This is a genomic window from Pseudomonas sp. RG1 (assembly GCF_025910115.1).
Taxonomy (GTDB): Bacteria; Pseudomonadota; Gammaproteobacteria; order Pseudomonadales; family Pseudomonadaceae; genus Aquipseudomonas; species Aquipseudomonas atacamensis.
The window spans coordinates 314,890-340,448 of the sequence record NZ_JAPCIK010000001.1 but is presented as its reverse complement, the minus strand read 5'-3'; the positions used below and the strand labels follow the sequence as shown (position 1 = coordinate 340,448).

The window sequence follows — 25,559 nt, the reverse complement described above, 5'->3', positions numbered from 1 at the left end:
GCTAACTCCTTGTGAGGGCGCCCGCCAGCGAATGGCCCGCGCCTCTTGATTAAAAAACCGCTTATTTGCGCGAGAAATGCACGACCAGACGGTCGCCAACCATTTGCAGCACTTGCACCAGAATCAACAGCAGCACCACGGTGACGATCATCACGTCAGTCTGGAAACGCTGGTAGCCGAAACGGATCGCCAGGTCGCCCAGACCACCGGCGCCGACCACACCGGCCATCGCCGTGTAGGACACCAGTGTAATCGCTGTCACCGTAATCGCTGCGAAGATGCCCGGACGGGCTTCCGGCAGCAAGGCGTTCATGATGATCTGCCGCGTGGTCGCGCCCATCGACTGGGTCGCTTCGATGATGCCGCGATCGACTTCGCGCAGCGCGGTTTCCACCAGACGCGCGAAGAACGGCGTAGCACCAACCACCAGCGGCGGGATCGCCCCGGCCACACCCAGCGAGGTGCCCGTGATCAGCACGGTGAACGGGATCATCACAATCAGCAGAATAATGAACGGCAGCGAACGCAAAATGTTCACCACCAGCGACAGCACGGCGTAGAGGCCACGGTTTTCCAGCAACTGGCGCGGGCTGCAGAGAAACAGCAGCACGCCCAGCGGCAGGCCGAGCAGCACGGTGAACAGCAGCGAACCGCCGAGCATCAGCATGGTGTCGCCGGTGGCCAGCCAGATTTCGTACCAGTCGATATTGGCGAAGAAACTCATCAGGTCGGCCATTAGCGCAACACCTCCATGTGAACGTCAGCGGCGGTGAAGCGGGCAAACGCCGCCTCCATGTCGCCACCGGTGACAGCGAGGGTCAGTTGCCCGTACGGAATGTCTTTGATGCGGTCGATGCGACCGGCGAGGATGCTGTAGTCAACGCCGGTTTCCCGCGCGACGGTGCCGAGCAACGGCGCGTAGGTCGCCTCGCCCTGGAAGGTCAGACGCACGATACGCCCCGGCACGTGGGCGAAGTCGTCACGCTGCTCGCTCTCGTCGATCTGCTCGCTTTCCTGGACGAAACGCTTGGTGGTCGGGTGCTGCGGATGCAGAAACACATCGGCCACCGGACCCTGCTCGACGATCACGCCGGCGTCCATCACCGCGACCTGATCGCAGACGCGCCGGATCACGTCCATCTCGTGGGTGATCAGGACGATGGTCAGTTTCAGTTCGCGATTGATTTCCGCCAGCAGTTGCAGAACCGATGCGGTGGTCTGCGGGTCGAGGGCACTGGTGGCCTCGTCGCACAGCAGAATCTTCGGCTTGGTCGCCAGCGCACGGGCAATGCCGACGCGTTGCTTCTGACCGCCGGACAATTGCGCCGGGTACTTTTTCGCGTGGTCGGACAAACCGACCCGCGCCAGCAGCTCGGCCACGCGTTGATTGATTTCACTGCTCGACAGCTCACCGGCCAAGGTCAGCGGCAGGGCCACGTTGTCGGCGACGGTCTTGGAGGCGAGCAGGTTGAAGTGCTGGAAGATCATCCCGACCTGCTGGCGGAAACGGCGCAGGCCGTTGGCGTCCAGTGCGGTGACTTCTTCGCCGTCGACGATGATCTTGCCGCCACTGGAATCTTCCAGGCGATTGATCAGCCGCAGCAGGGTACTTTTGCCCGCACCGGAATGGCCAATCAGGCCGAACACCTGGCCGTTCTCGATGGCGAGACTGGTCGGGTGCAGCGCGGGAATATCCTTACCGGCAACGCGGTAAGTCTTGTGGACGTTTTGAAACTCGATCACGTAGCGAACCTTGTGGGGCGCGTTGGAAAAGGATCAGCGGTTAGCCGGGCGCGCATTTTAGCCTGTCCGTATAGAGGTTCTTAGCATTTATTTCGCAATTAACCTTCAATTTGGCAATAACGCGATCAAAGGTCAGATAAACGGAACGGCTGAAACGCTCATCAGTCACTAAGTAAGCGACTTGAAACCCTGGGTGCCGTGCCCGGGAATCACTCAAGGGTCTGCGGAAGGCATCCGGGGCCAAACGAGGAGTTTACGTCTGATGAGCATCAAAAAGCCTGCACCCGATAAAAGCGAGATGGCCGGAACCGACACCCCGGATCGTGCCAACACCAACGCCAAGCTCGACAGCCTGGAAGAATTCCGTTCGGACGCCACCGGTCAGGCACTGCGCACCAATCAGGGCGTGAAGATCGCCGACAACCAGAACACCCTCAAAGCCGGGCCGCGCGGGCCTTCGCTGCTGGAAGACTTCATCATGCGTGAAAAAATCACGCACTTTGACCATGAGCGGATTCCGGAGCGCATCGTCCATGCGCGCGGCACCGGCGCCCACGGTTTCTTTCAGACCTACGAGAACCATGCAGCGCTGACCAAGGCCGGTTTCCTGCAGGATCCGGGCAAGAAAACCCCAGTGTTCGTGCGCTTTTCCACGGTGCAGGGGCCACGGGGTTCCGGCGATACCGTGCGTGACGTGCGCGGCTTTGCGGTGAAATTTTTTACCGATGAAGGCAACTTCGACTTGGTCGGCAACAACATGCCGGTGTTCTTCATTCAGGACGCGATCAAGTTCCCGGACTTCGTCCACGCGGTGAAACCCGAGCCGCACAACGAAATCCCCACCGGCGGCTCGGCTCACGACACGTTCTGGGACTTCGTCTCGCTGGTGCCGGAATCGGCGCACATGGTCATCTGGGCGATGTCCGACCGGGCGATCCCGAAAAGCCTGCGCAGCATGCAGGGCTTTGGCGTACACACCTTCCGCCTGATCAACGCCGAGGGCAAATCACGCTTCGTCAAATTCCACTGGCGCCCTACCGCCGGCACTTGCTCGCTGGTGTGGGACGAGGCGCAGAAGCTCGCCGGTAAAGACACCGACTACCACCGTCGCGACCTGTGGGAAGCGATCGAAATGGGCGATTACCCGGAGTGGGAGCTGGGCGTACAGATCGTCGAAGAAGAGAACGAACACGACTTCGACTTCGACATCCTCGATCCGACCAAGATCATCCCCGAAGAAATCGTTCCGATTACGCCGCTGGGCAAAATGACCCTGAACCGCAACCCGGACAACTTCTTCGCCGAAACTGAGCAGGTCGCCTTCTGCCCGGGCCATATCGTGCCGGGCATCGACTTCTCCAACGACCCGCTGCTGCAAGGTCGTCTGTTCTCCTACACCGACACGCAGATCAGCCGACTCGGCGGGCCGAACTTCCATGAGCTGCCGATCAACCGTCCGGTTGCGCCGTTCCACAACGGCCAGCGTGACGCACAGCACCGCACCACCATCGACAAGGGCCGCGCTTCTTACGAGCCAAACTCGATCGACGGCGGCTGGCCGAAAGAAACCCCGCCGGCGGCACAGGACGGTGGTTTCGAGAGCTACCCGGAGCGCATCGACGCAGCGAAGATCCGTCAACGCAGCGAGTCGTTCAGCGATCACTTCTCCCAGGCCCGCTTGTTCTTCAACAGCATGAGCGACCACGAGAAAGAGCACATCATCGCTGCCTACAGCTTCGAGCTGGGCAAGGTCGAACGTGAGTTCATCCGTGCCCGTGAAGTGAACGAGATCCTCGCCAATATCGACCTGACCCTGGCCAAACGCGTGGCGGAGAACCTCGGTTTGCCGGCCCCAGCCAAAGGCACGGTCGAAGTGCGCAAGACCTCGCTGGAGCAGTCGCCAGCGCTGAGCCAGGCCAACCTGCTACCAGGCAACATCAAAACGCGCAAAGTGGCGATCCTTGCTGCCAACGGTGTTGACGCTGCGGCCATCGATGCGATGAAGAAAGCGCTGGAAGCCGAAGGCGCCCACGCGAAACTGCTTGGCCCGACCTCGGCGCCAGTGAAGACCGCTGACGGCAAGGCATTGCCGGTGGATGCGTCGATGGAAGGCATGCCTTCAATTGCGTTCGATGCGGTGTTCGTACCGGGTGGCGCGGCGTCGATTACCGCGATGAGCGGCGACGGCGTGGCGCTGCATTATCTGCTGGAGGCCTACAAGCACCTGAAGGCGATCGCGCTGCACGGCGAGGCCAAGCAGTTGCAGGACTTGCTGAAGCTCGATGCGGATGCGGGGCTGTTGCAGGGCGCGGATGTGGGTGCGTTGACCAAACCGTTCTTCGCCGCGATTGGCGAGCATCGCGTCTGGGCGCGGGAGCCTAAGGCCAAGGCGATTCCGGCTTAAGATCTTTATTGGCTGAGCGGACGCTTTCGCGAGCAGGCTCGCTCCCACAGGTACGCTGTTGCACCTGTGGGAGCGAGCCTGCTCCGGGCGGCGTTCCGACGAAGCTTTTTATGGTTTACGCGGGCTTAAAACCATCTGCGCCGGCACTGTGCGCAAGATCTGCTTCTCGATCTGCAGATCAAAATCAGGATCGAGCTTCTTGACTCGCTTGCTCAGCAACGTCGCCAGCCACGGGTAATCCGCGGTGCGCGGCGCCTGAATGCTGACGGCGCATTCGTAATTCACCACATCGGCGGCGATCGCATCGAGTTGTCGTTGCAGCTTGTGAATATCGCCGATGTTCAACGCAACGGTGGTGCTCTCGGCGGTCGGGTCGATGACCTTGGCTTTCGGCCTGGCTTCGGCAGCCAGCAGCGCGGCCTCAGCCTTTTCCAGCTCGGCCTTGCGCGCTTCGGTGATCGCGCCGTTGACGCCGCCGGTCAGCGCCGGCGCCTTGGGCATCAGAGCACGGGCGCGGCTGAGCGCGGTGGCGGCAGCGTTGACATCGCCTTTCTGCAGGACGATCTGGCTGCGGCGCAAATACGCCTCGGCCAGCTGCCGCTGGTACTGCTCAAGGGATTGATCATTGGGGGTTGCGGCCTGCAACGCGGCCAACTGGTCTTCGGCGGTGGCCAGTTCGCTGCTGGCCAGGCTTTGCTCCAGCTGTGCGATGGCCGTAGCCCGCGCATCCGGGACTTCAGCCACCGGCGGCGTGCTTTGGCAGGCGCCCAGCAGCACTGAAAATGCGACAAGGAGCAGATAACGGGAGGCGAACGGCTTCATTCCTGCGACTCTCTAATTGCGCAAAAAGCGGCCAAGTCTACACCCCACGACGGGGCAGAACAAAACTCAACAGAAACAGCGCGGCTGCCGTCACCACGATAGACGGCCCCGCCGGGGTGTCCTTGAACCACGACAACGCCAGCCCGCCGCACACTGCGAGCATGCCCAGCAGGCTCGCGCCCAAGGCCATCTGCTCCGGCGAACGGGCGTGACGCTGTGCCGCAGCCGCAGGGATGATCAGCAGCGAAGTGATCAGCAGCACCCCGACGATTTTCATCGCCACGGCGATCACCACCGCGATCAACAGCATCAGCGCCAAGCGCAAACCCGCCACCGGCAAGCCTTCGACCCGCGCCAGTTCTTCGTGCACGGTGACCGCCAGCAGCGGCCGCCACAGCGTCACCAGCAACACCAGCACCGCCGCAGTGCCGCCGAGAATCCACGCCAGGTCGCTCGGACTGATTGCCAGCAAGTCGCCGAACAGATAGGCCATCAGGTCGATCCGCACTTCATGCATGAAGCTTAGTACCACCAGGCCGAGAGAGAGCGTGCTTGGCGCAAGAATTCCCAACAGCGTGTCGGACGCCAGCGGCTGGCGCTGTTGCAGCGTCACCAAGAGCACCGCCAGCAGCAGGCAACCGACCGTCACCGCCACCGTCGGGCTGACGTCCAGCAGAAAGCCCAGCGCCACGCCAAGCAACGCAGCGTGGGACAGCGTATCGCCGAAATAGGCCATGCGCCGCCACACCACAAACGAGCCGAGCGGTCCGGCCACCAGCGCCAGGGCCAGACCTGCAAGCAGGGCATACAAAAGAAAATCAGCCATGCTTGCAGCCGTCTCCATGAACATGAGGTTGCCCGCCGAGCGGGCCTTTGACCACCGAACCGTGCAGGTCGTGGGCGTGGTCGTGATGGTGGTGATAGATCGCCAGACTCGGCGCGTTCTTGCCGAACAGTTCGACGAATGCCGGATCGCCGCTGACCTGCTCGGGGTGCCCGGAGCAGCAGACGTGGCGGTTCAGGCAGACCACCTGATCGGTGGTGCTCATCACCAGATGCAAATCGTGGGACACCATCAGCACGCCGCAACCGTGGCGGTCGCGCAGCCGGGTAATCAGGCTGTACAACTCGGCCTGCCCGGCCACGTCGACGCCCTGCACCGGCTCATCGAGCACCAGCAGCTCTGGCTCACGCAGCAGTGCCCGAGCCAGCAGCACGCGCTGCATTTCGCCGCCGGAAACGCTCTGCACCGGGCTGTCGATCACATGTTCGGCACCGACTTCCTTCAACGCGGCCAGGGCACGCGAACGATCGACGCCGGGCACCAGGCGCAGGAAGCGCAGCACTGACAGCGGCAGGGTCGGGTCGACATGCAGTTTCTGCGGCATGTAGCCGACGCGCAGTTTCGGTTTGCGCCAGACGCTGCCACTGTTCGGCTTCAACAGCCCGAGCACGGCGCGTACCAGCGTGGTCTTGCCGGCGCCGTTGGGGCCGATCAGGGTGACGATCTGCCCCGGCTCGACGCTCAGCTCGATGTTGTCCAGCACGGTCTGCCCGGCAAACGTGACGGCGACCTGCTCCAGACGGATCAGCGCGTTGCTCATCAGGCCCCCTGGCAACCGGCGCACAGACCAACCACTTCGACCGTCTGCGCTTCGACGATGAAACCGACGTCTCTGGCGCTGCTGATGATCGCGTCGCTGATTACTTTTTGTTCAAGTTCGATCGCGGCGTGGCACTCGCGGCAGATCAGGAACTGGCCCTGATGCGCGTGTTCAGGATGCACGCAGCCAACGAAGGCGTTGAGCGACGAGATGCGATGGACCAGGCCGTTTTCCAGCAGGAAATCCAGTGCGCGGTACACCGTAGGCGGCGCGGCGCGGCGGCCGTCCTGCTCGCTGAGCACCGCGAGGATGTCATAGGCACCCAGTGGCTTGTGGCTTTGCCAGACCAGTTCCAGCACGCGGCGGCGCAGGGCAGTCAGACGCAAACCTTTCTGCGCGCACAAGGTATCGGCCTCGGACAAAGCGCTGTGCACGCAATGGGAGTGGTCGTGGGGACGGCTGGCAATCGGGGTAATAGGCATGAGCGGCGACGAGATTTGCTGGAGACGTTATTATGTTACCCGTTCTCGCTTCCTTGAGTGGTCATCGTGTCCCGACTTTTTTCTGTTTTTGTGGCTTTTGTTGCCAGTTTTCTGCTGATCGGTACGGCTCAGGCCGAGGTCAAAGTGCTCACCAGCATCAAACCGTTGCAGTTGATTGCCGCTGCCGTGCAGGACGGCGTGGCGATTCCCGAGGTGCTGCTGCCACCGGGTGCCTCGCCGCACAATTACGCCCTGCGCCCGTCCGACGTACGGAAGGTGCAGTCGGTCGATCTGCTCTACTGGATCGGCCCGGACATGGAAGGTTTCCTGCCGCGCGTGCTCGGCGGTCGCAGCCTGCCGAGCGTCGCGGTGCAGGATCTGCCAGGCCTCAACCTGAGGCATTTCGGCGCGGACAACCATTCCCACGCCGAAGAGGCCGATGAGCATGATCATGATCATCGCCCCGGCTCGCTGGATGCACATTTGTGGCTGTCACCGGTCAATGCGCGGGTAATCGCCGACAAAATGGCCGCCGACCTCAGCGCCGCCGACCCGGCCAATGCCCAGCGTTATCAGAGCAATGCCAAAGCCTTCGATGAACGTCTGGATGCGCTCGATCAGCGTTTGAAGAAGCGCCTGGCCAATGTCGAAGGCAAGCCGTACTTCGTCTTTCACGAGGCCTTTGATTATTTCGAAGACGCTTACGGCCTGAAGCACGCGGGCGTGTTCGCAGTGGCCGCCGAAGTACAGCCCGGCGCCCAGCATGTCGCGGCGATGCGCAAGCGTTTGCAGGAAGTAGGCAAGACCTGTGTGTTCAGCGAACCGCCATTGCGTCCGCGCCTGGCGGAAACACTGGTGGCTGGCCTGCCGGTGAAGCTGGCGGAACTGGATGCGTTGGGCGGGTACACCCCGGCGACGGCTCAGGGCTATGAGCAGGTGCTGGAAAAACTCGGCAATGATCTGGCCGGATGCCTGGAATCGCTGTAACAACACAAACCCTGTGGGAGCGAGCCTGCTCGCGAAAGCGGTGAGTCAGTCAGCAAAAATGCTGAACGGGCCGCCGCCTTCGCGAGCAGGCTCGCTCCCACAGGTTCATGTTTGCTTGGCGAATCTACTCAGAGGGCGAAGGGCAACGGTGTATTGACCTTCTGCCGCTGCGCCAGGCGCTGCTCGAACTCTTGCGGATCGTGAATCAACACATCCTGCCCGGCGAACTGCTCGGCGGCGATCAAGCGTGACAGCCAGAACCGCACACAGGCCACACGCAACATCGTTGGCCAGAGCTCAGCCTCCGCCGCCGTGAACGGCCGCAGCGCCGCATAGGCACCGAGAAACGCACGCGCACGCGGGCCATCGATCACGCCCTCCTCGTCAGAACACCAGTCATTCAAGGCAATTGCCACGTCGTACAGCATCGGCCCCGAGCAGGCGTTGTAGAAGTCGATCAGCCCGGTCAGGTGGGTGCCTTCGAACATGGCGTTGTCGCGGAACAGGTCGGCGTGAATGTTCGCCCGAGGCAGTGCAAGGATCTTGTCTTTGCGCTCGGTGATCTCATCCAGCGCCTTTTGCAGCAAGGCACGCGGCTCATCGCTCAGGTGCGAGAGAAATTCAGTGCCCTCCTCCAGCATCCAGTCCAGACCACGATCGGTCTTGCGCTTGATCATGCGCTCGCCCTGGGTCGCCAGGTGCAGATGCGCCTGCAACTCGCCGACCTGGGCGCAGTGCTGGGCGTTGGCGACTTTGATGTGCTTGCCGGACAGGCGCGGTTGCAGCAGCGCCGGTTTGCCTTTGAGCTCACGCAGGGCCAAGCCGTCGGTGGTGCGCAGGGCGTAAGGCACCGGCAGTTCGGCTTCGTGCAGCACGTCGAGCAGGTCGATGAAGAACGGCATCTCCTGCACCGGGCCGCGCTCGACCAGGGTCAGGACAAACTCGCCCTGCTCCAGACTGATGAAGAAATTGGTGTTTTCGCTGCCGGCGGCGATCCCCTGGAAATCAAGCAGACGGCCGAGCCCGTAAGGGGCGAGAAAGGTTTCCAGCTCGGGCCGAGCCAGGGGAGTGAACACAGACATTGAAAACTGCTCAGTTTTGGCGCCGCAGTCAGGCGACGCCGATTAAAAATCGGGAAGCTTACTTCCAGGTAAAGATTTCCCACGACGGAATCAGCATATCCGGCTGGTCGGATCTGATGTAATTGGCGTCCGAACCATCGGCGCGCACCAGGAAATACGGTTTGCCCTTCTTGGGCGTGACCTTGATCGCATAGACGAAGCCATTCCGGCTGTACTCCTGAATGGTTTTGTCCCCCTCCGTGCGAATGGTGACCTCGGGGTCGCCGCCCGGCGCATCATCCGCCGCCATCGCGGCCAGTGGTGAGACAGCGATCAACCCGACCAGCAGCAAGCGATTTAACGTACGCATGATAACCTTGTCCCTTTGTCGTCAACGGTCCCGCTATTCTAGCCCCGGACCCGCCGAAAAGGTTGATCCTGCTCATGAGCCAAGCCCCCCTCGTCCTGGTGGACGGTTCGTCTTACCTGTACCGCGCCTTTCATGCACTGCCGCCACTGACCACGTCCAAAGGCCTGCCGACCGGTGCGGTCAAAGGCGTGCTGAACATGCTCAAGAGTCTGCGCAAGCAGTACCCGGACAGCCCCTTCGCCGTAGTGTTCGACGCCAAGGGCGGGACATTTCGCGATGAGATGTACGCCGAATACAAGGCCAACCGGCCGAGCATGCCCGATGACATGCGCGTGCAGATCGAGCCGCTGCACCAGAGCGTGATCGCCCTCGGCTTCCCGCTCCTGTGCGTCGACGGCGTCGAGGCCGACGACGTGATCGGCACCCTCGCCCGCAGCAGCGCCGCCGCCGATCGCCCGGTGATCATCTCCACCGGTGACAAGGATATGGCGCAACTGGTCGATGGCCACATTACCTTGGTCAACACCATGTCCGGTAGCTCGATGGATGTGGAGGGCGTTAAGGAGAAATTTGGCGTCGCACCGGAGCAGATCATCGATTATCTGGCGCTGATGGGCGATTCGTCCGACAACATTCCGGGCGTGCCGGGCATCGGCCCGAAGACGGCGTCCGGCCTGCTGGTCGGCGTCAACGGCGGCCTGACCGAGCTGTACGCCAACCTCGACATCGTGCCGACCCTGCCGATCCGTGGCGCAAAAACCTTGCCGGCCAAGCTCGAAGAGCACCGGGAGATGGCTTTCCTGTCCTATCAACTGGCGACCATCAAGGTCGACGTGCCGCTGGATATCGGCCTCGATGATCTGCAAATGGGCGCGGAAGACCCGGCCAAACTCTACGAGCTGTACACCCTGCTTGAATTCAAGAGCTGGCTCAATGATCTGGATCGCGATGCCAAGCGTCTGGAACTGAGCGCGGCGGCCGAACCTGCGCCGGCGGGCGATCTGTTCAGCGCCCCGCAAGCCGAGGCACCTGTTGCTCCTGTCGAGGCCGCATACGAAACCATCCTCGATCAGGCTCGCTTCGACGTCTGGCTGGAAAAACTGCGCAACGCCAAACTGATCGCCTTCGACACCGAGACCACCGGCATCGACGCGCAGCAGGCGCAACTGGTTGGCCTGTCGTTCGCCGTACAGGCCAACGAAGCCGCGTACATCCCGCTGACCCATTCCTACATCGGCGTGCCGGAGCAGCTGGATCGCGACACCGTGCTGCGCGCACTCAAGCCGATTCTGGAAGACCCGAACAAGCTCAAGGTCGGCCAGCACGCCAAGTTCGACATGAACATTCTGGCCAACTGCGCCATTGGCGGCGATCAGAGTGAAGGCATCAGCGTGCGCGGCATCGCCTTCGACACCATGCTCGAGTCCTACGTACTCAACTCCACCGCAACCCGCCATGACATGGACAGCCTCGCGCAGAAATACCTCGATCACACCACGGTGAGCTTCCAGGACATCGCCGGCAAAGGTGCCAAGCAGCTGACCTTCGACCAGATCGCCCTGGAACAGGCCGGGCCGTACGCCGCCGAAGACGCCGACATCACCCTGCGCCTGCACCAGATCCTGTTCGACAAGCTCAGCGCGATTCCGAGCCTGGCCAGCGTGCTGACCGACATCGAAATCCCGCTGGTACCGGTGCTGGCGCGCATCGAACGCCAGGGCGCGTTCGTCGATGCCGAGTTGCTGGGCATTCAGAGCATCGAGCTGGGCAACAAAATGGTCGCGCTGGAGCGTGAAGCCTTCGAAATCGCCGGGGAAGAATTCAACCTCGGCTCGCCGAAGCAGCTGGGCGTGATTCTTTATGAAAAGCTCGGCCTGCCGGTGCTGAAGAAAACCGCCAAAGGCCAGCCGTCCACCGCTGAAGAAGTGTTGGCGAAACTCGCCGAAGACGATCACCGCTTGCCGAAGGTGCTGATGGAGCACCGCTCGATGAGCAAGCTGAAAAGCACCTACACCGATCGCCTGCCGGAGCAGATCAACCCGCGCACCGGGCGCATCCACACCTCGTATCACCAGGCTGTGGCTTCGACCGGGCGCCTGTCCTCCAGTGACCCGAACCTGCAGAACATTCCGGTGCGCACCGCCGAAGGCCGACGCATTCGTCAGGCGTTCGTCGCGCCGAAGGGCTACAAACTGCTGGCGGCGGACTATTCGCAGATCGAACTGCGGATCATGGCGCACCTGTCCCGTGACGAAGGCCTGATGAACGCCTTCCGCAACAATCTCGACGTGCACACTGCAACCGCTGCCGAAGTATTCAAGGTCGAGCTCGATCAAGTGACCTCCGACCAGCGCCGCAGCGCCAAGGCGATCAACTTCGGTCTGATCTACGGCATGGGCGCGCAGAAGCTCGGCAAGGACATCGGCGTCGACACCAAGACCGCCAAGGCCTACATCGATACTTACTTCGCTCGTTATCCAGGCGTTCGCGAATACATGGAGCGCACTCGCGCGCAGGCGGCGGATCAGGGTTACGTCGAAACTTTCTTCGGGCGTCGCCTCTACCTGCCGGAGATCAACTCGAACAAGCCGCAGGAACGCGCCGCTGCAGAACGCACAGCGATCAACGCGCCGATGCAGGGCACGGCAGCGGACATCATCAAGAAAGCCATGGTGGCTGTGGATAACTGGCTGACCACGTCGGGTCTGGACGCGCGGGTCATCCTGCAAGTGCACGACGAACTGGTGCTGGAGGTTCGCGAGGATCTGGTCGAGCAGGTCAGCGCCGAGATTCGTACGCACATGAGCGAAGCGGCGAAACTGGATGTGCCGCTGCTGGTGGAAGTTGGCGTTGGCAACAACTGGGATGAGGCGCACTGAGTATTGGCAGAGTTGCCGCGACGCGCCGTCGCGGCAAGCCCCGGGAACCGGGCTTAGACCGATAAATACTTGAGGCTATTCCAAAGCTTTTTGAAAAAAATCTGAACTAATCTGTTGATCGAACACTCAGAGGTACTGAATGGCTGGTGAAGCCCTTCGATGCTCCTATGTTGTGTTAAGTGTTGGCAGATATCTGAACCCCGCCCTAGCGGTTCGGACCTTGAACCCCGGAACTTCTCCCTCCCCAATGAAGTCCGGGGCTTTTTTTGCCCCAAAACTGGCTGTGATGCCGTCATGCTGCGTTAAAAGCACCGCTAAAAATGCTCATTTAGGTACCCTAAACTCCGCTTTTTAGCGGTGCTTTCGCCTTGCCTGACAGCACCACAGTCAGTTTTGAAATTGTCTTACTCGGCTGCCGCCTCGGCGCCTTTGTCTGCCAGTTCCATCCAGTCGGCCAGTACAGTGTAGGCCTCTTCCAGGCCCATGCGTTTTGGTGCGGAGAACAACTGGATGGTGATCGAGTCGCCCCAGCCTTTGCGGATTTCCGACTGTACTTTCAGCAGGGTGTTCTTGGCTGCGCCGTAGGTGAGCTTGTCGGCCTTGGTCAGCAGGATGTGCATCGGCATGCCGGCGGCGACGGCCCAGTCGAGCATCAGCAGGTCGAAGTCGGTCATCGGATGGCGGATATCCATCATCAGAATCAGACCTTTCAAACTCTCCCGACCACCGAGGTAAGCCTCGAGGTGGCGCTGCCAGTGTTGCTTGAGCGGGATCGGTACTTTTGCATAACCGTACCCCGGCAGGTCGACCAGACGGCGATCTTCGTCTAGCTTGAAGAAGTTCAACAGCTGTGTGCGGCCCGGAGTTTTCGAGGTGCGCGCCAGGCTGGCGTGGGTCAGGGTGTTCAGCGCGCTGGATTTGCCAGCGTTGGAACGACCGGCAAACGCCACTTCGAAGCCTTCGTCGTCTGGGCATTGATCGACTTTGGCGGCACTGAGCATGAACGTGGACTGTTGGCACAGGCCGAGGATGGGATTCTTGAGTTGCATGGGATTTCCGATGTGGGCGGCGCCGGGAATGGGCGCGGAACGCGGTGTCGCTTCCGTTTCAGTGACGCCAGTATATAATGCCGCAGATTTTGTGTGTGCTTTGTCCCAGCGAAGGATGAAGTTCACGAGAGCGACAGACTTTGATTGCGCATTAGAACGCAGAACGCTCTCAACCCTGAAAAGGTCGTTTTATGACGAAATGGCTGCTGGCTGCCGGAGTCTTGATGCCGCTTTACAGCGCACAGGCTACACAGGATCCGGAAGCTGTGTACAACCGTGTTTGTGGTGCCTGTCATTCCGGCCAACTACCCATGGCGCCCGCAAGAGGCGATCAGGAAGCTTGGACGCCGAGGTTGGCGAAAGGTATGGGGACGCTGGTGCAACACGTGACCCAGGGTTTCAAGGCGATGCCGCCGCGTGGTTTGTGCATGGACTGCAGTGCCGAGGATTACCAGGCCATCATCCTGTGGATGAGCGAGAGTAAGCCCGGTCCATAACTTAACCCTTAGCCGTAGTTGGATTAGCTGATGAACAAATTGATCGTGAGTCTGCTGTTGACCGTGGGAATTTCAGGTGTCGCCCATGCTGCCGGCGATGCCGCAGCAGGCCAGGCCAAAGCTGCCGTGTGCGGAGCCTGCCATGGCCCGGACGGCAACAGCATGGCGCCAAACTTTCCGAAACTGGCAGGTCAAGGTGAACGCTACCTCGACAAGCAATTGCACGACATCAAGTCGGGCAAGCGCGTGGTGCTGGAAATGACCGGGCTGCTGACCAACCTGAATGACCAGGATCTGGCCGACATCGCTGCGTACTTCGCCAGCCAGAAAGGCAGCGTCGGCGCCGCCGATCCGAAGATCGTCGCTCGCGGTGAAGCGCTGTTCCGTGGCGGCAACCTGGAAAAAGGTCTGCCAGCCTGCACCGGCTGCCACTCGCCGAACGGCTCCGGCAATGCCGCCGCAGGCTTCCCACACTTGGGTGGCCAGCATGCGCAATACATCGCCAAGCAACTGACCGATTTCCGCAAGGAAGAAGGCGGTCGCGCCAACGACGGCGACGCGATGACCATGCGCACCATCGCGCGCAAGCTGAGCGATGAAGACATCGCTGCGGTTTCCAGCTACATCCAGGGCCTGCACTGAGGCCCTGAATCGAGGGCTGAACGAGGCGCGCAGCGCCGGCCACGTTAACGCTCGATTAATCCTTCGCAGCAAGTATAAAAAGGGTGGCTTTGGCCGCCCTTTTTTGTGGCCGCTGCCGTTACACTACAGCACTCATGCCCGCCAGGATCTGTGTCGAAACAGGTCGAGCGAGGCGACCCAAATTGTTCAGGAGTAAAGCATGCGTAATCTGATCATCAGCGCCGCCCTCGTCGCTGCCAGCCTGTTCGGCGTCACCGCCCAGGCCGCTGAAGCCCCTGCCGCCCCTTACGTCGAACTGGCCAACCCGGTGCCGGTGGCAAAGCCTGGCAAGATCGAAGTGGTCGAGCTGTTCTGGTACGGCTGCCCGCATTGCTACGCTTTTGAGCCAGTGATCAATCCATGGGTTGAAAAACTGCCGTCCGATGTCAACTTCGTGCGCATTCCCGCCATGTTCGGCGGCCCATGGGACGCTCACGGTCAGATGTTCCTGACTCTGGAAGCCATGGGTGTCGAGCATCAGGTGCACAACGCCGTGTTCAACGCGATCCAGAAAGAACACAAGAAGCTCACCGACAAGAACGACATGGCTGACTTCCTCGCCACTCAAGGCGTGGACAAGGACAAGTTCCTCGCCACTTTCGACTCGTTCGCTATCAAAGGCCAGATCGTCAAAGCCCGTGAGCTGGCGAAGAAGTACGAAATCACTGGCGTGCCAACCATGATCGTCAATGGTAAATACCGCTTCGACATCGGCTCTGCCGGTGGTGCCGAGCAAGCATTGAAGCTGGCTGACGATCTGGTCGCCAAAGAGCGAGCGGCGAACAAGGCTGCTGCCAACTAAGCGCGGCATTCGCCATGCGCCGCTGGAAGTCCGAACGCATCGTTGGCCTGCATGATCCGCAGGTCAACGAGCATCATCTGGCGTCTACGGGCCTGCCCGCAGACCAGCGTCTGCGCTTGCTGAGCTTCAACATTCAGGTCGGCATCAGCACCGAACGCTATCGGCATTACCTGACCCGCAGCTGGCAGCATCTGCTGCCGCACACCGGGCGTTCCGGCAATCTGCAAAAGATCGGTGACCTGCTCGGCGACTTCGATCTGGTCGCCCTGCAGGAAGCCGATGGCGGCAGCCTGCGCTCGGGCTACGTCAATCAGGTCGAACATCTGGCCCACCTCGGCGCCTTTCCCTACTGGTATCAACAACTCAATCGCAACCTCGGTCGACTGGCCCAGCACAGCAATGGCGTGCTCAGTCGCCTGAAGCCGTGGGCGATCGAGGATCACCCGTTGCCCGGCCCGAAAGGTCGCGGCGCGATCCTGCTGCGCTTCGGCGAAGGTCCGGAGGCACTGGTGGTGGTGATGATGCATTTGGCCCTCGGCGCGCGGACGCGCAGCCTGCAACTGGCCTACATTCGTGATTTGATCAGCGGGTACAAGCATCAGGTGCTGATGGGCGACATGAATACCCATGCCAGCGACCTGCTCGAACACTCGCCGTTACGCGATCTCGGCCTGCTGGCCCCGCAGGTGGAAGCGACCTTCCCCAGCTGGCGCCCACAGCGTTGCCTTGATCATATTCTGCTCAGCCCGACCCTGACCCTGGAAAAGGTCGAGGTGCTGGCCCAGCCCATTTCCGATCACCTGCCGGTCGCGGTGGAAATTCGTCTGCCGGGTTCGCTCACGGCCGACGCATTGCCCGCGTTGAGCCCTGCCCCTCGCGGAACCTGTGAATGAGCGACGACGCCCAGCGCTGGAAAGAGAAGTACCTCAAGAGCATCGAACAGCAGGACAAGCTCGAACGCCGCTGGGCCGCGCGACTCGACCTGCTGCGGCGCGGTCTGGTGCGCAGCACGCTGGCGGCCGAGGGCACCGACAAGGTCGTCGATCAGTGCATGAAAGAAATGCGCGAAGTCGTGCGTACCGATGACATGGACGCCGGCCTCGCCGCCCTGCTGCCGCGTCTGGAAAAAGCCGTGCTCGACTCCGAGCAGCGCCGTGAAACGCGCATTGATCAGGTCAGCACCGCGCTGACCGCGCTGGTTACCCAGTTGCAGGCCCTGCCATTGCCGCGCGAAGTCGCGCAACCGCTGAAGAAATTTGCCAAACAACTGGACAGCCGCGTCGGTCAGGCACGGGAAATGCCGCTGCTGTTGAGCGAACTCAGTGGTTTGCAGGGCAAGGCCTTGAGTCAGTTGGAAACGCCTGCCGAGCCGGGGCGGCCGGGGTTGTTGCAGCGTTTGTTTGGTAGTCGCGACAGTGAAGAAGCCGTTGCACCGGCGGCCGACATACCAGCAACACCAGTGCCGCAGCCGGTCGAAGCCCGGCAGCCTGAACCGGAGCCTGCGCAATCGGCATCGGTGGCCAACGCTGAGCCAACGATCGCAGCGCCCGAGACCGTCATCGAAACGCCCGCCCAGACACCGCCTGATGAGCCGCAAGTCGTTGCGTTCGCTGCGCCTGTGGTCGCCGTTGAAGCCGAGCCAGCGCAGGTTGAACCAACCGCTGACGCCGAGATGACCGTCGCTGCGCCAGCAACCGAGGCGTTCAACCCCGATGAACTGAGCCACCCCGGCGATCCGTCGCCGCTGATTCTCGATAGCCTGCCCTTGCCCGAGCCGATCGCTCAGGCCTTGGCCGCCATCGACCCGGAGCAGTCGGAGCACGACATCCTCTTCGCTCTGCCGGATTCCCCGGAGCCGTCCTACAGCTCCGTGGCCAGACATATCGAAGACACGCTGATCGGCCTGCTCGACGACCTGACCCTGCCCGAGCGCCACCGGCCGCAAGCCGAAGCCATGCGCGAGCGGCTCAAACACGGGCTGAACTGGTACGAACTGTTGCCGATCCTCGACGATCTCGCGACTTTGATGCTGGCGATTACCGATAGCGGTCAGCACGAATTCGAAGCCTATCTGCAACAGCTCAACGAACGCCTTGAAGCGTTTCAGAGCAACCTGCAAGCGGCCAGCGAAGGGCATGCCGACAACAGCTCGGCGGCGCGGGCCATGGACACGCAGATTCGCGAGCAGGTCGATGGCTTGCAGAGCAGCGTACAGCAAGCAGCCGACCTCGATGACCTCAAGCATGTGCTGGAGAATCACCTGGAAGGCCTGCTGGGAACGATGGATCAGCACCAGAAGCAGCGCGACGCCCGCGAGCAGGAAGTCGCCGCCAGGTTGAAGAGCCTGTCGGAGCGCGTGGCGCATATGGAACAGGAAGCCATGGGCTTCCGTGAACACCTTGAAGAGCAGCGGCAGAAAGCCCTGATCGATCCGTTGACCGGCCTGCCCAACCGCGCGGCGTGGAGTGAACGCCTGGAGCATGAAATCCAGCAATGGCAGCAGCACGGCAACACCCTCAGCCTGGCCATGCTCGACCTCGATCACTTCAAGCGGATCAACGACAGCTATGGCCATCTGGCCGGCGACAAAGTGCTGAAGATCATCGCCACGGTATTGCGCAAACGCCTGCGCGGCTCGGATTTCATCGCCCGTTTCGGCGGTGAGGAGTTCGTGCTGTTGCTGCCCGCGACGCCACCAGCGGTGGGCGCGAAACTGCTGGAAACCCTGCGCGCGGCGATCGAAGCCTGCCCGTTTCATTTCAAGGGCGAGCGAGTGACTATCACCATTTCCATGGGACTCGCGTCATTCCGGGTGGGAGAACACAGCGATCTGGTGCTGAAAAGAGCCGATCAGGCGCTGTACCGAGCAAAAAACGCCGGGCGCAACCGAGTCGAGCTCGGCTAAGGCAATTGTTCCATTTTGTTTAAATCCGCCCGCTGGCGGACTCTGAGCAAATCCGTACGTTACACTGTTGCATTATCGTTTTCAGCGTATCGTCCTCTGCCATGAAATTCCTTGCCCTTGTTGCCTCGCTGCTCGTCCTCGCCGGTTGCGCCAGTGGTCCGCGCTATGACACCAGCCATCCTTCGGCCAATTACGACAGCCGCATCCAGTTCGTTGTGGTGCATTACACCTCGGCGTCTCTGGAGCGTTCGCTGCAATTGCTGACCCATGGCGACGTCAGTAGCCATTACCTGATCGGCGATGACAAGAGCGCCACCGTGTACAAGCTGATGGACGAAAACCAGCGCGCCTGGCACGCCGGCGAAAGTCAGTGGCAGGGCCGCACCTGGCTGAACTCCAGTTCCATCGGCATCGAAATCGTCAATCCCGGCTACAAGGACACACCGACCGGGCGCCTGTGGTATCCGTACAGCGAAGCGCAGATCCAGTCGTTGATCACCCTGCTCAAGGACATCAGCAAACGCAACGGCATCAGCCCGCGGCACATCATCGGTCACAGCGACATCGCGCCGTTGCGCAAGCTTGATCCGGGGCCACTGTTCCCCTGGAAACGTCTCGCCGCCGAAGGCCTTGGCCTGTGGCCGAACGAGCAAGCGGTGGCGCGTCAGCAGGCGGTGTTCAACAGCAACCCGTTGCCGGAGATCGGCTGGTTCCAGGCGCAACTCGCGCGTCTGGGTTACGACACACCGCAGACCGGCGAGCTGGACGTCGCCACGCGCCACGTCCTCGCCGCGTTCCAGATGCATTACCGCCCTGCCCGCTTCGACGGCACGCCGGATGCGCAAACCGCAGCACTTCTTCTGGTCCTCAATCAGACAAAATAATGACGCCCGCCCGACGGTCAGGGCGAAATCGCAATCAGCAGCTATAACTCATGGTAATTCTTCGGAAAATCCCTGATGGCTGCGACCCGAGAGACGCTGCGTAGCTGGTTTTATCGCCCTGTTTTTTTGGCGATGATCGCGGCTGTCCTCAGCGCCAGCCTGCTGATTGCCGGCGGTATGTTCGCGGCGATGCGCCAGATGGAAATGCGCGAGAGCCAGGAAATGAACGCCCAGGGCGAACGTTTCCTCGCGCGCCTCGAACAATTGTTCGGCCAGTTGCGCGAAAGTCTCGACGACCTTGAAGCCCAGCCCTTGCGCGGCTGCGACGAAGAAATGATCGCGACTTTGCAGCAAGTCACCTTCAACTACCGCTTCGTCTACGAAGCCGCATATATGGACGCTTCGCGGTTCTGCTCCAACCGTCCGCGCCAGGAAGGTCTGTCGTTGGTGCGCGCGCCGGACATTCAGGGCCCGACCTACAGCTATTGGCTGAACACCACCACCGAACCCGATGAAAACCGCGCGGCGCTGATGCTCGGTCGCGGCAACTTTCGTGTCGCTACCTCGCGCGGGCATTTGACCGACATGGTCGATCTGTCGTCCGGCAGCAGCCTGCTGGTGGTACTCGATCACGGCACTCGCGCGATTCCGGTGCTCGGCACCGCACAGACCTGGCCACCGACCGAACTCTGGCCACCGAAGAGCCCTGATGCGCTGCAAGTCACGCAAACGCGGCTGATCTATCGCATGCCCACCGACAACCCGGAATATCAATTGGTGCTGATTACGCCGCGCACGGGCATGCACGTCCCGGCGGTGTGGTGGTGGCTGTTGCCGGTGTGCCTGATCGCCGGGGCCGTTGTCGGCTTTCTGACCTTGCTATTGGTGCGTCAGCGCCAGTCGCTGGATGCCGAGCTGCACGGGGCGATCCGCCGGGGTGAGTTGCAGGTGCTGTATCAGCCGATCTTCGATCTCGACAGCCGCAACTGCGTCGGCGCCGAAGCGCTGCTGCGCTGGCGGCGCCCGGACGGCACGCTGACCAGCCCCGACCTGTTCATTCCCATGGCGGAGAACACCGGGCAGATCCGGCAGATGACCGACTTCGTCTTGCAGCGTCTGCTCGAACAACTGGGCCAGTTACTGCGCGCCAACCCGCAGCTGTATATCTCGGTGAACCTCGCAGCCTGCGATGTCATGGTGCCGCGCATCGGCCAGGTCATGGCGCGGCTGCTCGCGCTGCACCGTGTCGCCGCGCGGCAGATAGCCTTCGAAGTCACCGAGCGCGGCCTGATTGATGTGGTGGTGGCGCGGGAAAACCTGCAAGCCTTGCGCGACGTCGGCCATCAGGTGCTGATCGATGATTTCGGCACCGGCTATTGCAGCCTCGCCTATCTGCAGACCTTGCCGGTGGACTGTTTGAAAATCGACAAGGCGTTTATCGATGCGCTGGGCCATGACGCGGCGAGCAGCGGCGTCGCTCCGCACATCATTCACATGGCGCAGGCGCTGGATCTGAAAGTGATTGCCGAAGGCATTGAGCTGGAATCCCAAGCCGCACTGCTCAGCAGTGAGGGAGTCAAGTTCGGTCAGGGCTGGCTGTTCGCCCACGCACTGAGCGCCGTGCAGTTCATCGAACTGATCACCCGCGGCAGGCGCCTTGCCGCGCGGCGTATGGACGACGAAGCCTAGACGGCCAGCGCCATGTAGAACTGGGTGCCCTGCCCCGGCCGCGAATAAACGCCCATGCGTCCGCCGTGCAACTGGACGATTTCCTTGCACAGCGCCAGGCCGAGCCCGGCGCCGCCCTTCTTGCGCCCGACCTGCACGAACGGTTCGAAGATCCGCCCCTGCTGGCCGTAGGCAATGCCCTCGCCATTGTCTTCGACGCTGATGATCACCCGCTCGCCATGGCGGCGCGCCTGCAGACGGATCTGCCCGTCGCGGGCGGTGTGGCGTAAGGCGTTGTCGATCAGATTGTCGAGGACGCGATCAAGTTGCGCCTGATCAGCCTGCAACCTCGGCAACGGGCCTTGAATCTCGACGTTCAGCGCAACACCTTTGGCCGCAGCCACGTCGGCAAAGCGCAGCTGCGCCTGCTCCAGCAAGTCTTCAATGGAACATGGCGCCAGAGTGAGTTTCTGTAGGCCGTTCTGGTAGCGCGAGAAGTTGAGCAAGTCGTTGATCAACTGCATCAGACGCTGCATTTCTTCGTTAACCGTATCCAGCAGGTCAGCTTCGCGCGATTCCGCCGGGAACTTGGCCCGCTCGCGAAACAGTCCGAAGGCCATGTGCATGCCGGTGACCGGCGTGCGCAGCTCGTGGGAAGCGCGCAAGACAAACTCACTGCGCACGCGCTCGAACGCGCGTTGCTCGGTGACATCGTGCAGCACCATCACCGCGCCGAGAATATGCCCCTGGGTATGACTGACCGGCGTCAGGCTGTAGGTCAGCAGGCGCGATTCGCCATCGACTTCGATGCTCAGATCTTCCGGCGCACGCTCCAGCGTGCCGCCGCGCAGGACCAATTGCAGTTGCGCATCCAGCTCCGGACGGCCGAGTGCAGTACCCAGGCCTTGGCCGAGCCGGTCGTCTTCCCAGCCCAACTGGCGCTGAGCCACGGGGTTGAGGTGTTCGAGCTGGCCCTGGCGGTCGATCATCAGCAAGCCATCGTCGATGCTGTCGAGCACCGCTTGCAAGCGCTGCTGACCGGCCAACAGTTCGTCGACATTCATCGCCTGGTGTTCGCGCAACGCCTCGGCCATCAGGCCGAAGCGTCGCGACAGCAGGTTGACTTCCATGGCCGTGGAAATCGGCAGGGTCACGTCATAGTTGCCCTGGCCGATATTGTCGGCAGCCTTGGCCAGCGCTTCGATCGGTGCGCCGAAACGTCGGGCGATGCCCTGGGCGGTGACGAAACCGATGATCAGCACCGCCAGCCCGACCAGGCCAAGCAGCCCGGCAATCAGCAACGCGCGTTCACGGGCAGCGTGCTGGACCGCGTTGATGGTTTCCAGCGCATGTTTGTGCTCAGCAATCAGGCCATTACGAAGAATGTTGAAGCGCTCGCGGAAATCCGCGGTGGTACTGGCGTTCTTCGCCGCTTCGGCGGTCACGTCGAATGAGGCGAGGAAGTTCAGGTAGTCGGCCTTGGCCTGGCGGAAACCGTAAGGCTGGCCATCGCCCTCCTGCTGCTGGGCGATGCCTTGGTCGAGCAACTCGAAGTAGTGCTGTTTGGACGCTTCGAACGCAACGGGATCGGGTTTGTCGGCGAGCATGATGATCAATTGATCACCGAGGGTCTGGCGCAGCTTGAGGCCCAGATCCAGGGTGACGAAGTTGCTGCGCACCAGCGCTTCCTGTGACCCGGCCATCTGCATCACGCTGACCAGCCCGAGCAAGAGCCCGAGCAAGGCCACGGTGATCAACGCAGAAATGCTCAGGAACAGGCGCGTGCGCAGCTTGATCGCCAGTTTCATCGCGCAGTGCTCACAGGTTGTACTGCTTGCGTTTGCGATACAGGGTCGAGGCGTCGATGCCGAGGGTTTTCGCCGCTTGGTCCAGAGTGCCGGCGGTGGCCAGCACCGCGCCGATGTGCGCTTTCTCCAGCTCGTCCAGGCTCAGCGCCGCGCCGACCCGTGGCGCGTTGTTGGCCGGTTGTTCGGCCATGCCCAGGTGGCTGATTTCCACGCGTTCCTGCGGGCAGATGATGCTTGCTCGCTCGACGACGTTGCGCAGTTCGCGAATGTTGCCCGGCCAGCGATAACCGAGCAGCGCTTCGCGCGCCTCATCGCTGAAGCCGCGCGCCGGACGCGCGTACTCTTTGACGAAACGTGCAAGGAACCGATCGGCGAGGGTCAGGATGTCTTCGGCGCGCTCGCGCAACGGCGGCAGATGCAGGGTGATGACGTTGAGACGATAGAGCAGGTCTTCGCGGAAACGTCCGTCGCGGACCATGTCTTCAAGATTGAGGTTGGTGGCGGCAAGGATGCGCACATCGGCGCGGCGAGTGACCGGATCGCCGACCCGCTCGTATTCCTTGTCCTGGATGAAGCGCAGCAACTTGGGTTGCAAAGTCAGCGGAAAGTCGCCGATCTCGTCGAGAAACAGCGTGCCGCCGTCCGCCTGGTTGACTCGACCCAGCGTGCTTTCGCTGGCGCCGGTAAACGCGCCACGGCTATGGCCAAACAGCTCGCTTTCCATCAGCTCGGCAGTCAGCGACGGGCAGTTGATAGTGACGCAGGATTTCTTCTCGCGCTTGCTCCAGCCGTGGATCGCACGGGCCAGTTCACCTTTACCCGTGCCGGACTCGCCAAGGATAAGAATGTTGGCGTCGGTGCTTGCGACCTGCCGGGCCGTTTCCAGCACGACTTTCATCGCCGGGCTGTGGGAATCGAGACCGTCTTTCGGTTTGCGGATCTCGCCTTCCAGCGCTTCAAGGCGCGCGGAGAGCTGGCGCACTTCCAGTTGCTTGGCGGTGGCCAGGCGCAGTTGATCAGGGCTGCACGGCTTGACCAGATAATCGGCGGCGCCAGCCTGAATGGCATCAACCGCGGTGTCGACCGCCGAGTGGGCGGTGACGATCACTACGCGCATCCACGGCGCCTGAATGCGCATCTGCGCGAGGACGTCGAGCCCGTTGTCCTCGCCCAGGCGCAAATCAAGGAAGCACAGATCGAAGACCTGACGTTGCAGCAAAGCATCGGCCTGGGCTGCGCTATTGGCGGTGGCTACCGTATAGCCTTCGTCTTCGAGGCAATAACGAAACGTACGCAGGATGGCGGATTCATCGTCCACCAGCAGAATGCGGCCTTGTTGCTCAGTGGCAGATTCCATTTTTCCTACGCTCCATAGTGATTAGTCTTGGGTTAGTCCCGGAAAAATCGGGCAAGTTGCATGGTTGATTCTGAACGATACCAGCCATAGGAGGGTAGCTCTCTACTGCAATAACGGCCAATTCATTGATTTCGTTGAGTTTTAAAACATTCTGCGTTTTGCAGGGCAGATCCTGCGTCCTCTTCTGACATCTGCGTACCGGTAGCAATTCCATATCATCGAAATTTCCCACGAAATAATCGTGCATTGCGCACGACCGCAGAAGAGCCATCGTGCAGGATGCGTCTCAGGAAATTTATCAATCAAGCATAACTCATTGTTTTTATTGATTTTTTCGCAGATGAAAAAACTGGCATGCAGGCTGCAATACCTCACTCAGCCCGGGCAGAACAGCACTGCCCCAACCGAACAAGCGTGAGGAACACAGGATGACTCGCCCAATCGCCGCCCAAGTACGTATTTCGCCACTGCAGATCCAGCAAGGTCTGTTCGGTGTACTGGCGTTGCTGATCACCCTGATCGTCTGCCAGCAGTACATGAGCTGGGAAAACAGCCGCAAACCCGAGCCACTGATTTCGATGCAGCACAGCACTCAAACGCACTTCAGTGCCGTGAGCAGCAGCCAGGTTGAAAACGCTTCGATGCACATGATCGATGTCGACCAGGCGCAACCGCTGGATCAATTGCCACGGGAAGAGCGCTGGGTTTTCTAAGCCTTTGAACACATTCAGGCGCGTAGCGCCGGAAACCGGAAACACCCCTAAATAGAGAAGTAAGGAGAATCACCATGTTGAGCTGGGCAATTACATTCTTGATCATTGCCATCATCGCCGCCGTTCTGGGCTTCGGTGGTATCGCGGGCACCGCCACGGGTATCGCCAAGATTCTCTTTGTCGTGTTCCTGGTGATGTTCATCGCTTCTTTCTTCTTTGGCCGTCGCGGCCGAGGTTAACGATGATCGGTCTCAAGACATTGGCCGCCGCCCTGCTTCTGGGCGGCAGTGCCATGGCCATGGCGGCCAATGACGGCCAGACCCGGGTCAACGAACTGCTCGCCTCCGACGCGCAGTACCGTGAAACCTGGGAAGGCGTGATCAAAAAGGAAGAGCGCGTACCGGAATGGGTGATCAACCTGTCCGGCACCTCCGAACAACAGATGCATGCCGTTACGGAAGATGGCGATCAGTATCTGGTCGGCCCGCTCTGCGAGAGTCAGGACAAGTGTCTGAATCACCGTTTGATCGTGGCCTTCAGCTTCGACAAGGATGACGCCTACGCCATGCTGGTCGATGTCCCGGAAGGTCTTCCGCAGGACAAGTCGCCGACGCGACACGCGACTTATCGCTTCTTCGGCAAACCTGATCAGGGCATGCAGGATCTGCTGATGGAAACCCTGAAGAAAGATCCGAAGTGGTACTGACGCAGGACGCGCAAAGGTTTCGAACACGAAAGCAGCGCCCCGCTGCTTTCCATTGCACCGCCCGATGAGGGTCGGTGCATGACCAGGGGGCCGGGACGTTCTGACTGATACAGGGTCGGAGTGACCTACGGGTACAG

At 61.2% G+C, this 25,559-nt stretch carries 24 protein-coding genes; 13 read left to right on the top strand and 11 right to left on the bottom strand.

What is annotated here, in order from left to right:
* Positions 1-61: 61 nt before the first annotated feature.
* Both OK411_RS01550 and OK411_RS01545 read right to left on the bottom strand, forming a co-directional pair.
* Positions 62-736: a methionine ABC transporter permease gene (locus OK411_RS01550; RefSeq protein WP_016772337.1), complete on the bottom strand. Its 675-nt coding sequence runs from the start codon at positions 734-736 to the stop codon at positions 62-64.
* Positions 736-1,743: a methionine ABC transporter ATP-binding protein gene (locus tag OK411_RS01545; protein ID WP_016772338.1), complete on the bottom strand. Its 1,008-nt coding sequence runs from the start codon at positions 1,741-1,743 to the stop codon at positions 736-738. Before OK411_RS01545 ends, OK411_RS01550 begins: the two co-directional genes overlap by 1 nt.
* 262 nt (positions 1,744-2,005) lie before the next feature.
* On the opposite strand from OK411_RS01545, the gene katE reads away from it, so the two are divergent.
* On the top strand, positions 2,006-4,147 hold the full coding sequence (gene katE, locus OK411_RS01540) for a catalase HPII (protein ID WP_264364310.1): 2,142 nt from the start codon (positions 2,006-2,008) through the stop codon (positions 4,145-4,147).
* A 108-nt stretch (positions 4,148-4,255) separates the two neighbouring features.
* On the opposite strand, the gene OK411_RS01535 is transcribed toward katE, so the two are convergent.
* The 4 genes from OK411_RS01535 to OK411_RS01520 are packed head-to-tail and all read right to left on the bottom strand — an operon-like array spanning position 4,256 to position 7,055.
* The gene (locus OK411_RS01535; RefSeq protein WP_016772339.1) at positions 4,256-4,969 is read right to left on the bottom strand and encodes a PA5502 family lipoprotein; all 714 of its coding nucleotides are present in this window, start codon (positions 4,967-4,969) and stop codon (positions 4,256-4,258) included.
* 37 nt (positions 4,970-5,006) lie between these two features.
* Complete coding sequence (gene znuB / locus OK411_RS01530; RefSeq protein ID WP_016772340.1) at positions 5,007-5,795, bottom strand: zinc ABC transporter permease subunit ZnuB; 789 nt, start codon at positions 5,793-5,795, stop codon at positions 5,007-5,009.
* On the bottom strand, positions 5,788-6,573 hold the full coding sequence (znuC, locus tag OK411_RS01525; protein WP_024014991.1) for a zinc ABC transporter ATP-binding protein ZnuC: 786 nt from the start codon (positions 6,571-6,573) through the stop codon (positions 5,788-5,790). The genes znuB and znuC overlap by 8 nt, the downstream gene beginning before the upstream one ends.
* Positions 6,573-7,055: a Fur family transcriptional regulator gene (locus OK411_RS01520; RefSeq protein WP_016772342.1), complete on the bottom strand. Its 483-nt coding sequence runs from the start codon at positions 7,053-7,055 to the stop codon at positions 6,573-6,575. Before OK411_RS01520 ends, znuC begins: the two co-directional genes overlap by 1 nt.
* Before the next feature lie 66 nt (positions 7,056-7,121).
* On the opposite strand from OK411_RS01520, the gene OK411_RS01515 reads away from it, so the two are divergent.
* Positions 7,122-8,042, top strand: coding sequence for a zinc ABC transporter substrate-binding protein ZnuA (locus OK411_RS01515; protein ID WP_110599964.1), 921 nt, complete (start codon positions 7,122-7,124; stop codon positions 8,040-8,042).
* A gap of 128 nt (positions 8,043-8,170) precedes the next feature.
* Here OK411_RS01515 and OK411_RS01510 read toward each other — a convergent pair whose 3' ends face one another.
* Complete coding sequence (locus OK411_RS01510; RefSeq protein ID WP_110644676.1) at positions 8,171-9,124, bottom strand: homoserine kinase; 954 nt, start codon at positions 9,122-9,124, stop codon at positions 8,171-8,173.
* 58 nt (positions 9,125-9,182) lie between these two features.
* Complete coding sequence (locus tag OK411_RS01505) at positions 9,183-9,473, bottom strand: DUF2782 domain-containing protein (RefSeq protein WP_024014988.1); 291 nt, start codon at positions 9,471-9,473, stop codon at positions 9,183-9,185.
* Positions 9,474-9,547: 74 nt separating this feature from the next.
* Here OK411_RS01505 and polA point away from each other — a divergent pair, with 74 nt between their 5' ends.
* Complete coding sequence (gene polA / locus OK411_RS01500) at positions 9,548-12,352, top strand: DNA polymerase I (protein ID WP_264364309.1); 2,805 nt, start codon at positions 9,548-9,550, stop codon at positions 12,350-12,352.
* Positions 12,353-12,756: 404 nt separating this feature from the next.
* On the opposite strand, the gene yihA is transcribed toward polA, so the two are convergent.
* Entirely contained in the window at positions 12,757-13,401 is a 645-nt protein-coding gene (yihA, locus tag OK411_RS01495; RefSeq protein WP_122506339.1) for a ribosome biogenesis GTP-binding protein YihA/YsxC, read from the bottom strand.
* A 191-nt stretch (positions 13,402-13,592) separates the two neighbouring features.
* Here yihA and OK411_RS01490 point away from each other — a divergent pair, with 191 nt between their 5' ends.
* The 7 genes from OK411_RS01490 (at position 13,593) to OK411_RS01460 (ending at position 20,859) form a co-directional block, all read left to right on the top strand.
* Positions 13,593-13,898, top strand: coding sequence for a c-type cytochrome (locus tag OK411_RS01490; RefSeq protein WP_016772347.1), 306 nt, complete (start codon positions 13,593-13,595; stop codon positions 13,896-13,898).
* A 30-nt stretch (positions 13,899-13,928) separates the two neighbouring features.
* Positions 13,929-14,540 (top strand): c-type cytochrome, encoded by a 612-nt coding sequence (locus OK411_RS01485; protein WP_071173954.1) that lies wholly within the window; start codon positions 13,929-13,931, stop codon positions 14,538-14,540.
* 199 nt (positions 14,541-14,739) lie between these two features.
* A complete protein-coding gene (locus OK411_RS01480; RefSeq protein ID WP_016772349.1) occupies positions 14,740-15,381 on the top strand; it encodes a thiol:disulfide interchange protein DsbA/DsbL in 642 nt (213 codons plus the stop codon).
* Positions 15,382-15,395: 14 nt separating this feature from the next.
* On the top strand, positions 15,396-16,274 hold the full coding sequence (locus OK411_RS01475) for an endonuclease/exonuclease/phosphatase family protein (protein ID WP_024014985.1): 879 nt from the start codon (positions 15,396-15,398) through the stop codon (positions 16,272-16,274).
* On the top strand, positions 16,271-18,286 hold the full coding sequence (locus tag OK411_RS01470; protein ID WP_264364308.1) for a GGDEF domain-containing protein: 2,016 nt from the start codon (positions 16,271-16,273) through the stop codon (positions 18,284-18,286). Before OK411_RS01475 ends, OK411_RS01470 begins: the two co-directional genes overlap by 4 nt.
* Positions 18,287-18,387: 101 nt before the next feature.
* Positions 18,388-19,170, top strand: a complete 783-nt coding sequence (locus OK411_RS01465) for an N-acetylmuramoyl-L-alanine amidase (protein ID WP_186568661.1) — start codon at positions 18,388-18,390, stop codon at positions 19,168-19,170.
* A gap of 75 nt (positions 19,171-19,245) precedes the next feature.
* Positions 19,246-20,859: an EAL domain-containing protein gene (locus tag OK411_RS01460; RefSeq protein ID WP_217879095.1), complete on the top strand. Its 1,614-nt coding sequence runs from the start codon at positions 19,246-19,248 to the stop codon at positions 20,857-20,859.
* On the opposite strand, the gene OK411_RS01455 is transcribed toward OK411_RS01460, so the two are convergent.
* A complete protein-coding gene (locus OK411_RS01455; RefSeq protein ID WP_217879094.1) occupies positions 20,856-22,646 on the bottom strand; it encodes an ATP-binding protein in 1,791 nt (596 codons plus the stop codon). The two genes, OK411_RS01460 and OK411_RS01455, sit on opposite strands and share 4 nt — an antisense overlap.
* Before the next feature lie 10 nt (positions 22,647-22,656).
* Positions 22,657-24,003: a sigma-54-dependent response regulator transcription factor AlgB gene (gene algB / locus OK411_RS01450; RefSeq protein ID WP_024014980.1), complete on the bottom strand. Its 1,347-nt coding sequence runs from the start codon at positions 24,001-24,003 to the stop codon at positions 22,657-22,659.
* A gap of 428 nt (positions 24,004-24,431) precedes the next feature.
* Between algB and OK411_RS01445 the strand changes: the two genes are divergently transcribed.
* The 3 genes from OK411_RS01445 (at position 24,432) to OK411_RS01435 (ending at position 25,422) form a co-directional block, all read left to right on the top strand.
* Positions 24,432-24,716: a hypothetical protein gene (locus OK411_RS01445; protein WP_016772355.1), complete on the top strand. Its 285-nt coding sequence runs from the start codon at positions 24,432-24,434 to the stop codon at positions 24,714-24,716.
* 74 nt (positions 24,717-24,790) lie between these two features.
* Positions 24,791-24,955, top strand: coding sequence for a DUF1328 domain-containing protein (locus tag OK411_RS01440; RefSeq protein WP_003177151.1), 165 nt, complete (start codon positions 24,791-24,793; stop codon positions 24,953-24,955).
* A 2-nt stretch (positions 24,956-24,957) separates the two neighbouring features.
* Positions 24,958-25,422, top strand: a complete 465-nt coding sequence (locus OK411_RS01435) for an inhibitor of vertebrate lysozyme family protein (protein WP_016772356.1) — start codon at positions 24,958-24,960, stop codon at positions 25,420-25,422.
* Positions 25,423-25,559 lie beyond the last annotated feature (137 nt).

Bases quoted from the DNA above. Each gene is read 5' to 3' on its own strand.
- OK411_RS01550 (WP_016772337.1), bottom strand. From the start codon at position 736: ATGGCCGACCTGATGAGTTTCTTCGCCAATATCGACTGGTACGAAATC.
- katE (WP_264364310.1), top strand. From the start codon at position 2,006: ATGAGCATCAAAAAGCCTGCACCCGATAAAAGCGAGATGGCCGGAACC.
- OK411_RS01535 (WP_016772339.1), bottom strand. From the start codon at position 4,969: ATGAAGCCGTTCGCCTCCCGTTATCTGCTCCTTGTCGCATTTTCAGTG.
- znuB (WP_016772340.1), bottom strand. From the start codon at position 5,795: ATGGCTGATTTTCTTTTGTATGCCCTGCTTGCAGGTCTGGCCCTGGCG.
- znuC (WP_024014991.1), bottom strand. From the start codon at position 6,573: ATGAGCAACGCGCTGATCCGTCTGGAGCAGGTCGCCGTCACGTTTGCC.
- OK411_RS01520 (WP_016772342.1), bottom strand. From the start codon at position 7,055: ATGCCTATTACCCCGATTGCCAGCCGTCCCCACGACCACTCCCATTGC.
- OK411_RS01510 (WP_110644676.1), bottom strand. From the start codon at position 9,124: ATGTCTGTGTTCACTCCCCTGGCTCGGCCCGAGCTGGAAACCTTTCTC.
- OK411_RS01505 (WP_024014988.1), bottom strand. From the start codon at position 9,473: ATGCGTACGTTAAATCGCTTGCTGCTGGTCGGGTTGATCGCTGTCTCA.
- polA (WP_264364309.1), top strand. From the start codon at position 9,548: ATGAGCCAAGCCCCCCTCGTCCTGGTGGACGGTTCGTCTTACCTGTAC.
- yihA (WP_122506339.1), bottom strand. From the start codon at position 13,401: ATGCAACTCAAGAATCCCATCCTCGGCCTGTGCCAACAGTCCACGTTC.
- OK411_RS01490 (WP_016772347.1), top strand. From the start codon at position 13,593: ATGACGAAATGGCTGCTGGCTGCCGGAGTCTTGATGCCGCTTTACAGC.
- OK411_RS01485 (WP_071173954.1), top strand. From the start codon at position 13,929: ATGAACAAATTGATCGTGAGTCTGCTGTTGACCGTGGGAATTTCAGGT.
- OK411_RS01480 (WP_016772349.1), top strand. From the start codon at position 14,740: ATGCGTAATCTGATCATCAGCGCCGCCCTCGTCGCTGCCAGCCTGTTC.
- OK411_RS01475 (WP_024014985.1), top strand. From the start codon at position 15,396: ATGCGCCGCTGGAAGTCCGAACGCATCGTTGGCCTGCATGATCCGCAG.
- OK411_RS01470 (WP_264364308.1), top strand. From the start codon at position 16,271: ATGAGCGACGACGCCCAGCGCTGGAAAGAGAAGTACCTCAAGAGCATC.
- OK411_RS01465 (WP_186568661.1), top strand. From the start codon at position 18,388: ATGAAATTCCTTGCCCTTGTTGCCTCGCTGCTCGTCCTCGCCGGTTGC.
- OK411_RS01460 (WP_217879095.1), top strand. From the start codon at position 19,246: ATGGCTGCGACCCGAGAGACGCTGCGTAGCTGGTTTTATCGCCCTGTT.
- OK411_RS01455 (WP_217879094.1), bottom strand. From the start codon at position 22,646: ATGAAACTGGCGATCAAGCTGCGCACGCGCCTGTTCCTGAGCATTTCT.
- algB (WP_024014980.1), bottom strand. From the start codon at position 24,003: ATGGAATCTGCCACTGAGCAACAAGGCCGCATTCTGCTGGTGGACGAT.
- OK411_RS01445 (WP_016772355.1), top strand. From the start codon at position 24,432: ATGACTCGCCCAATCGCCGCCCAAGTACGTATTTCGCCACTGCAGATC.
- OK411_RS01440 (WP_003177151.1), top strand. From the start codon at position 24,791: ATGTTGAGCTGGGCAATTACATTCTTGATCATTGCCATCATCGCCGCC.
- OK411_RS01435 (WP_016772356.1), top strand. From the start codon at position 24,958: ATGATCGGTCTCAAGACATTGGCCGCCGCCCTGCTTCTGGGCGGCAGT.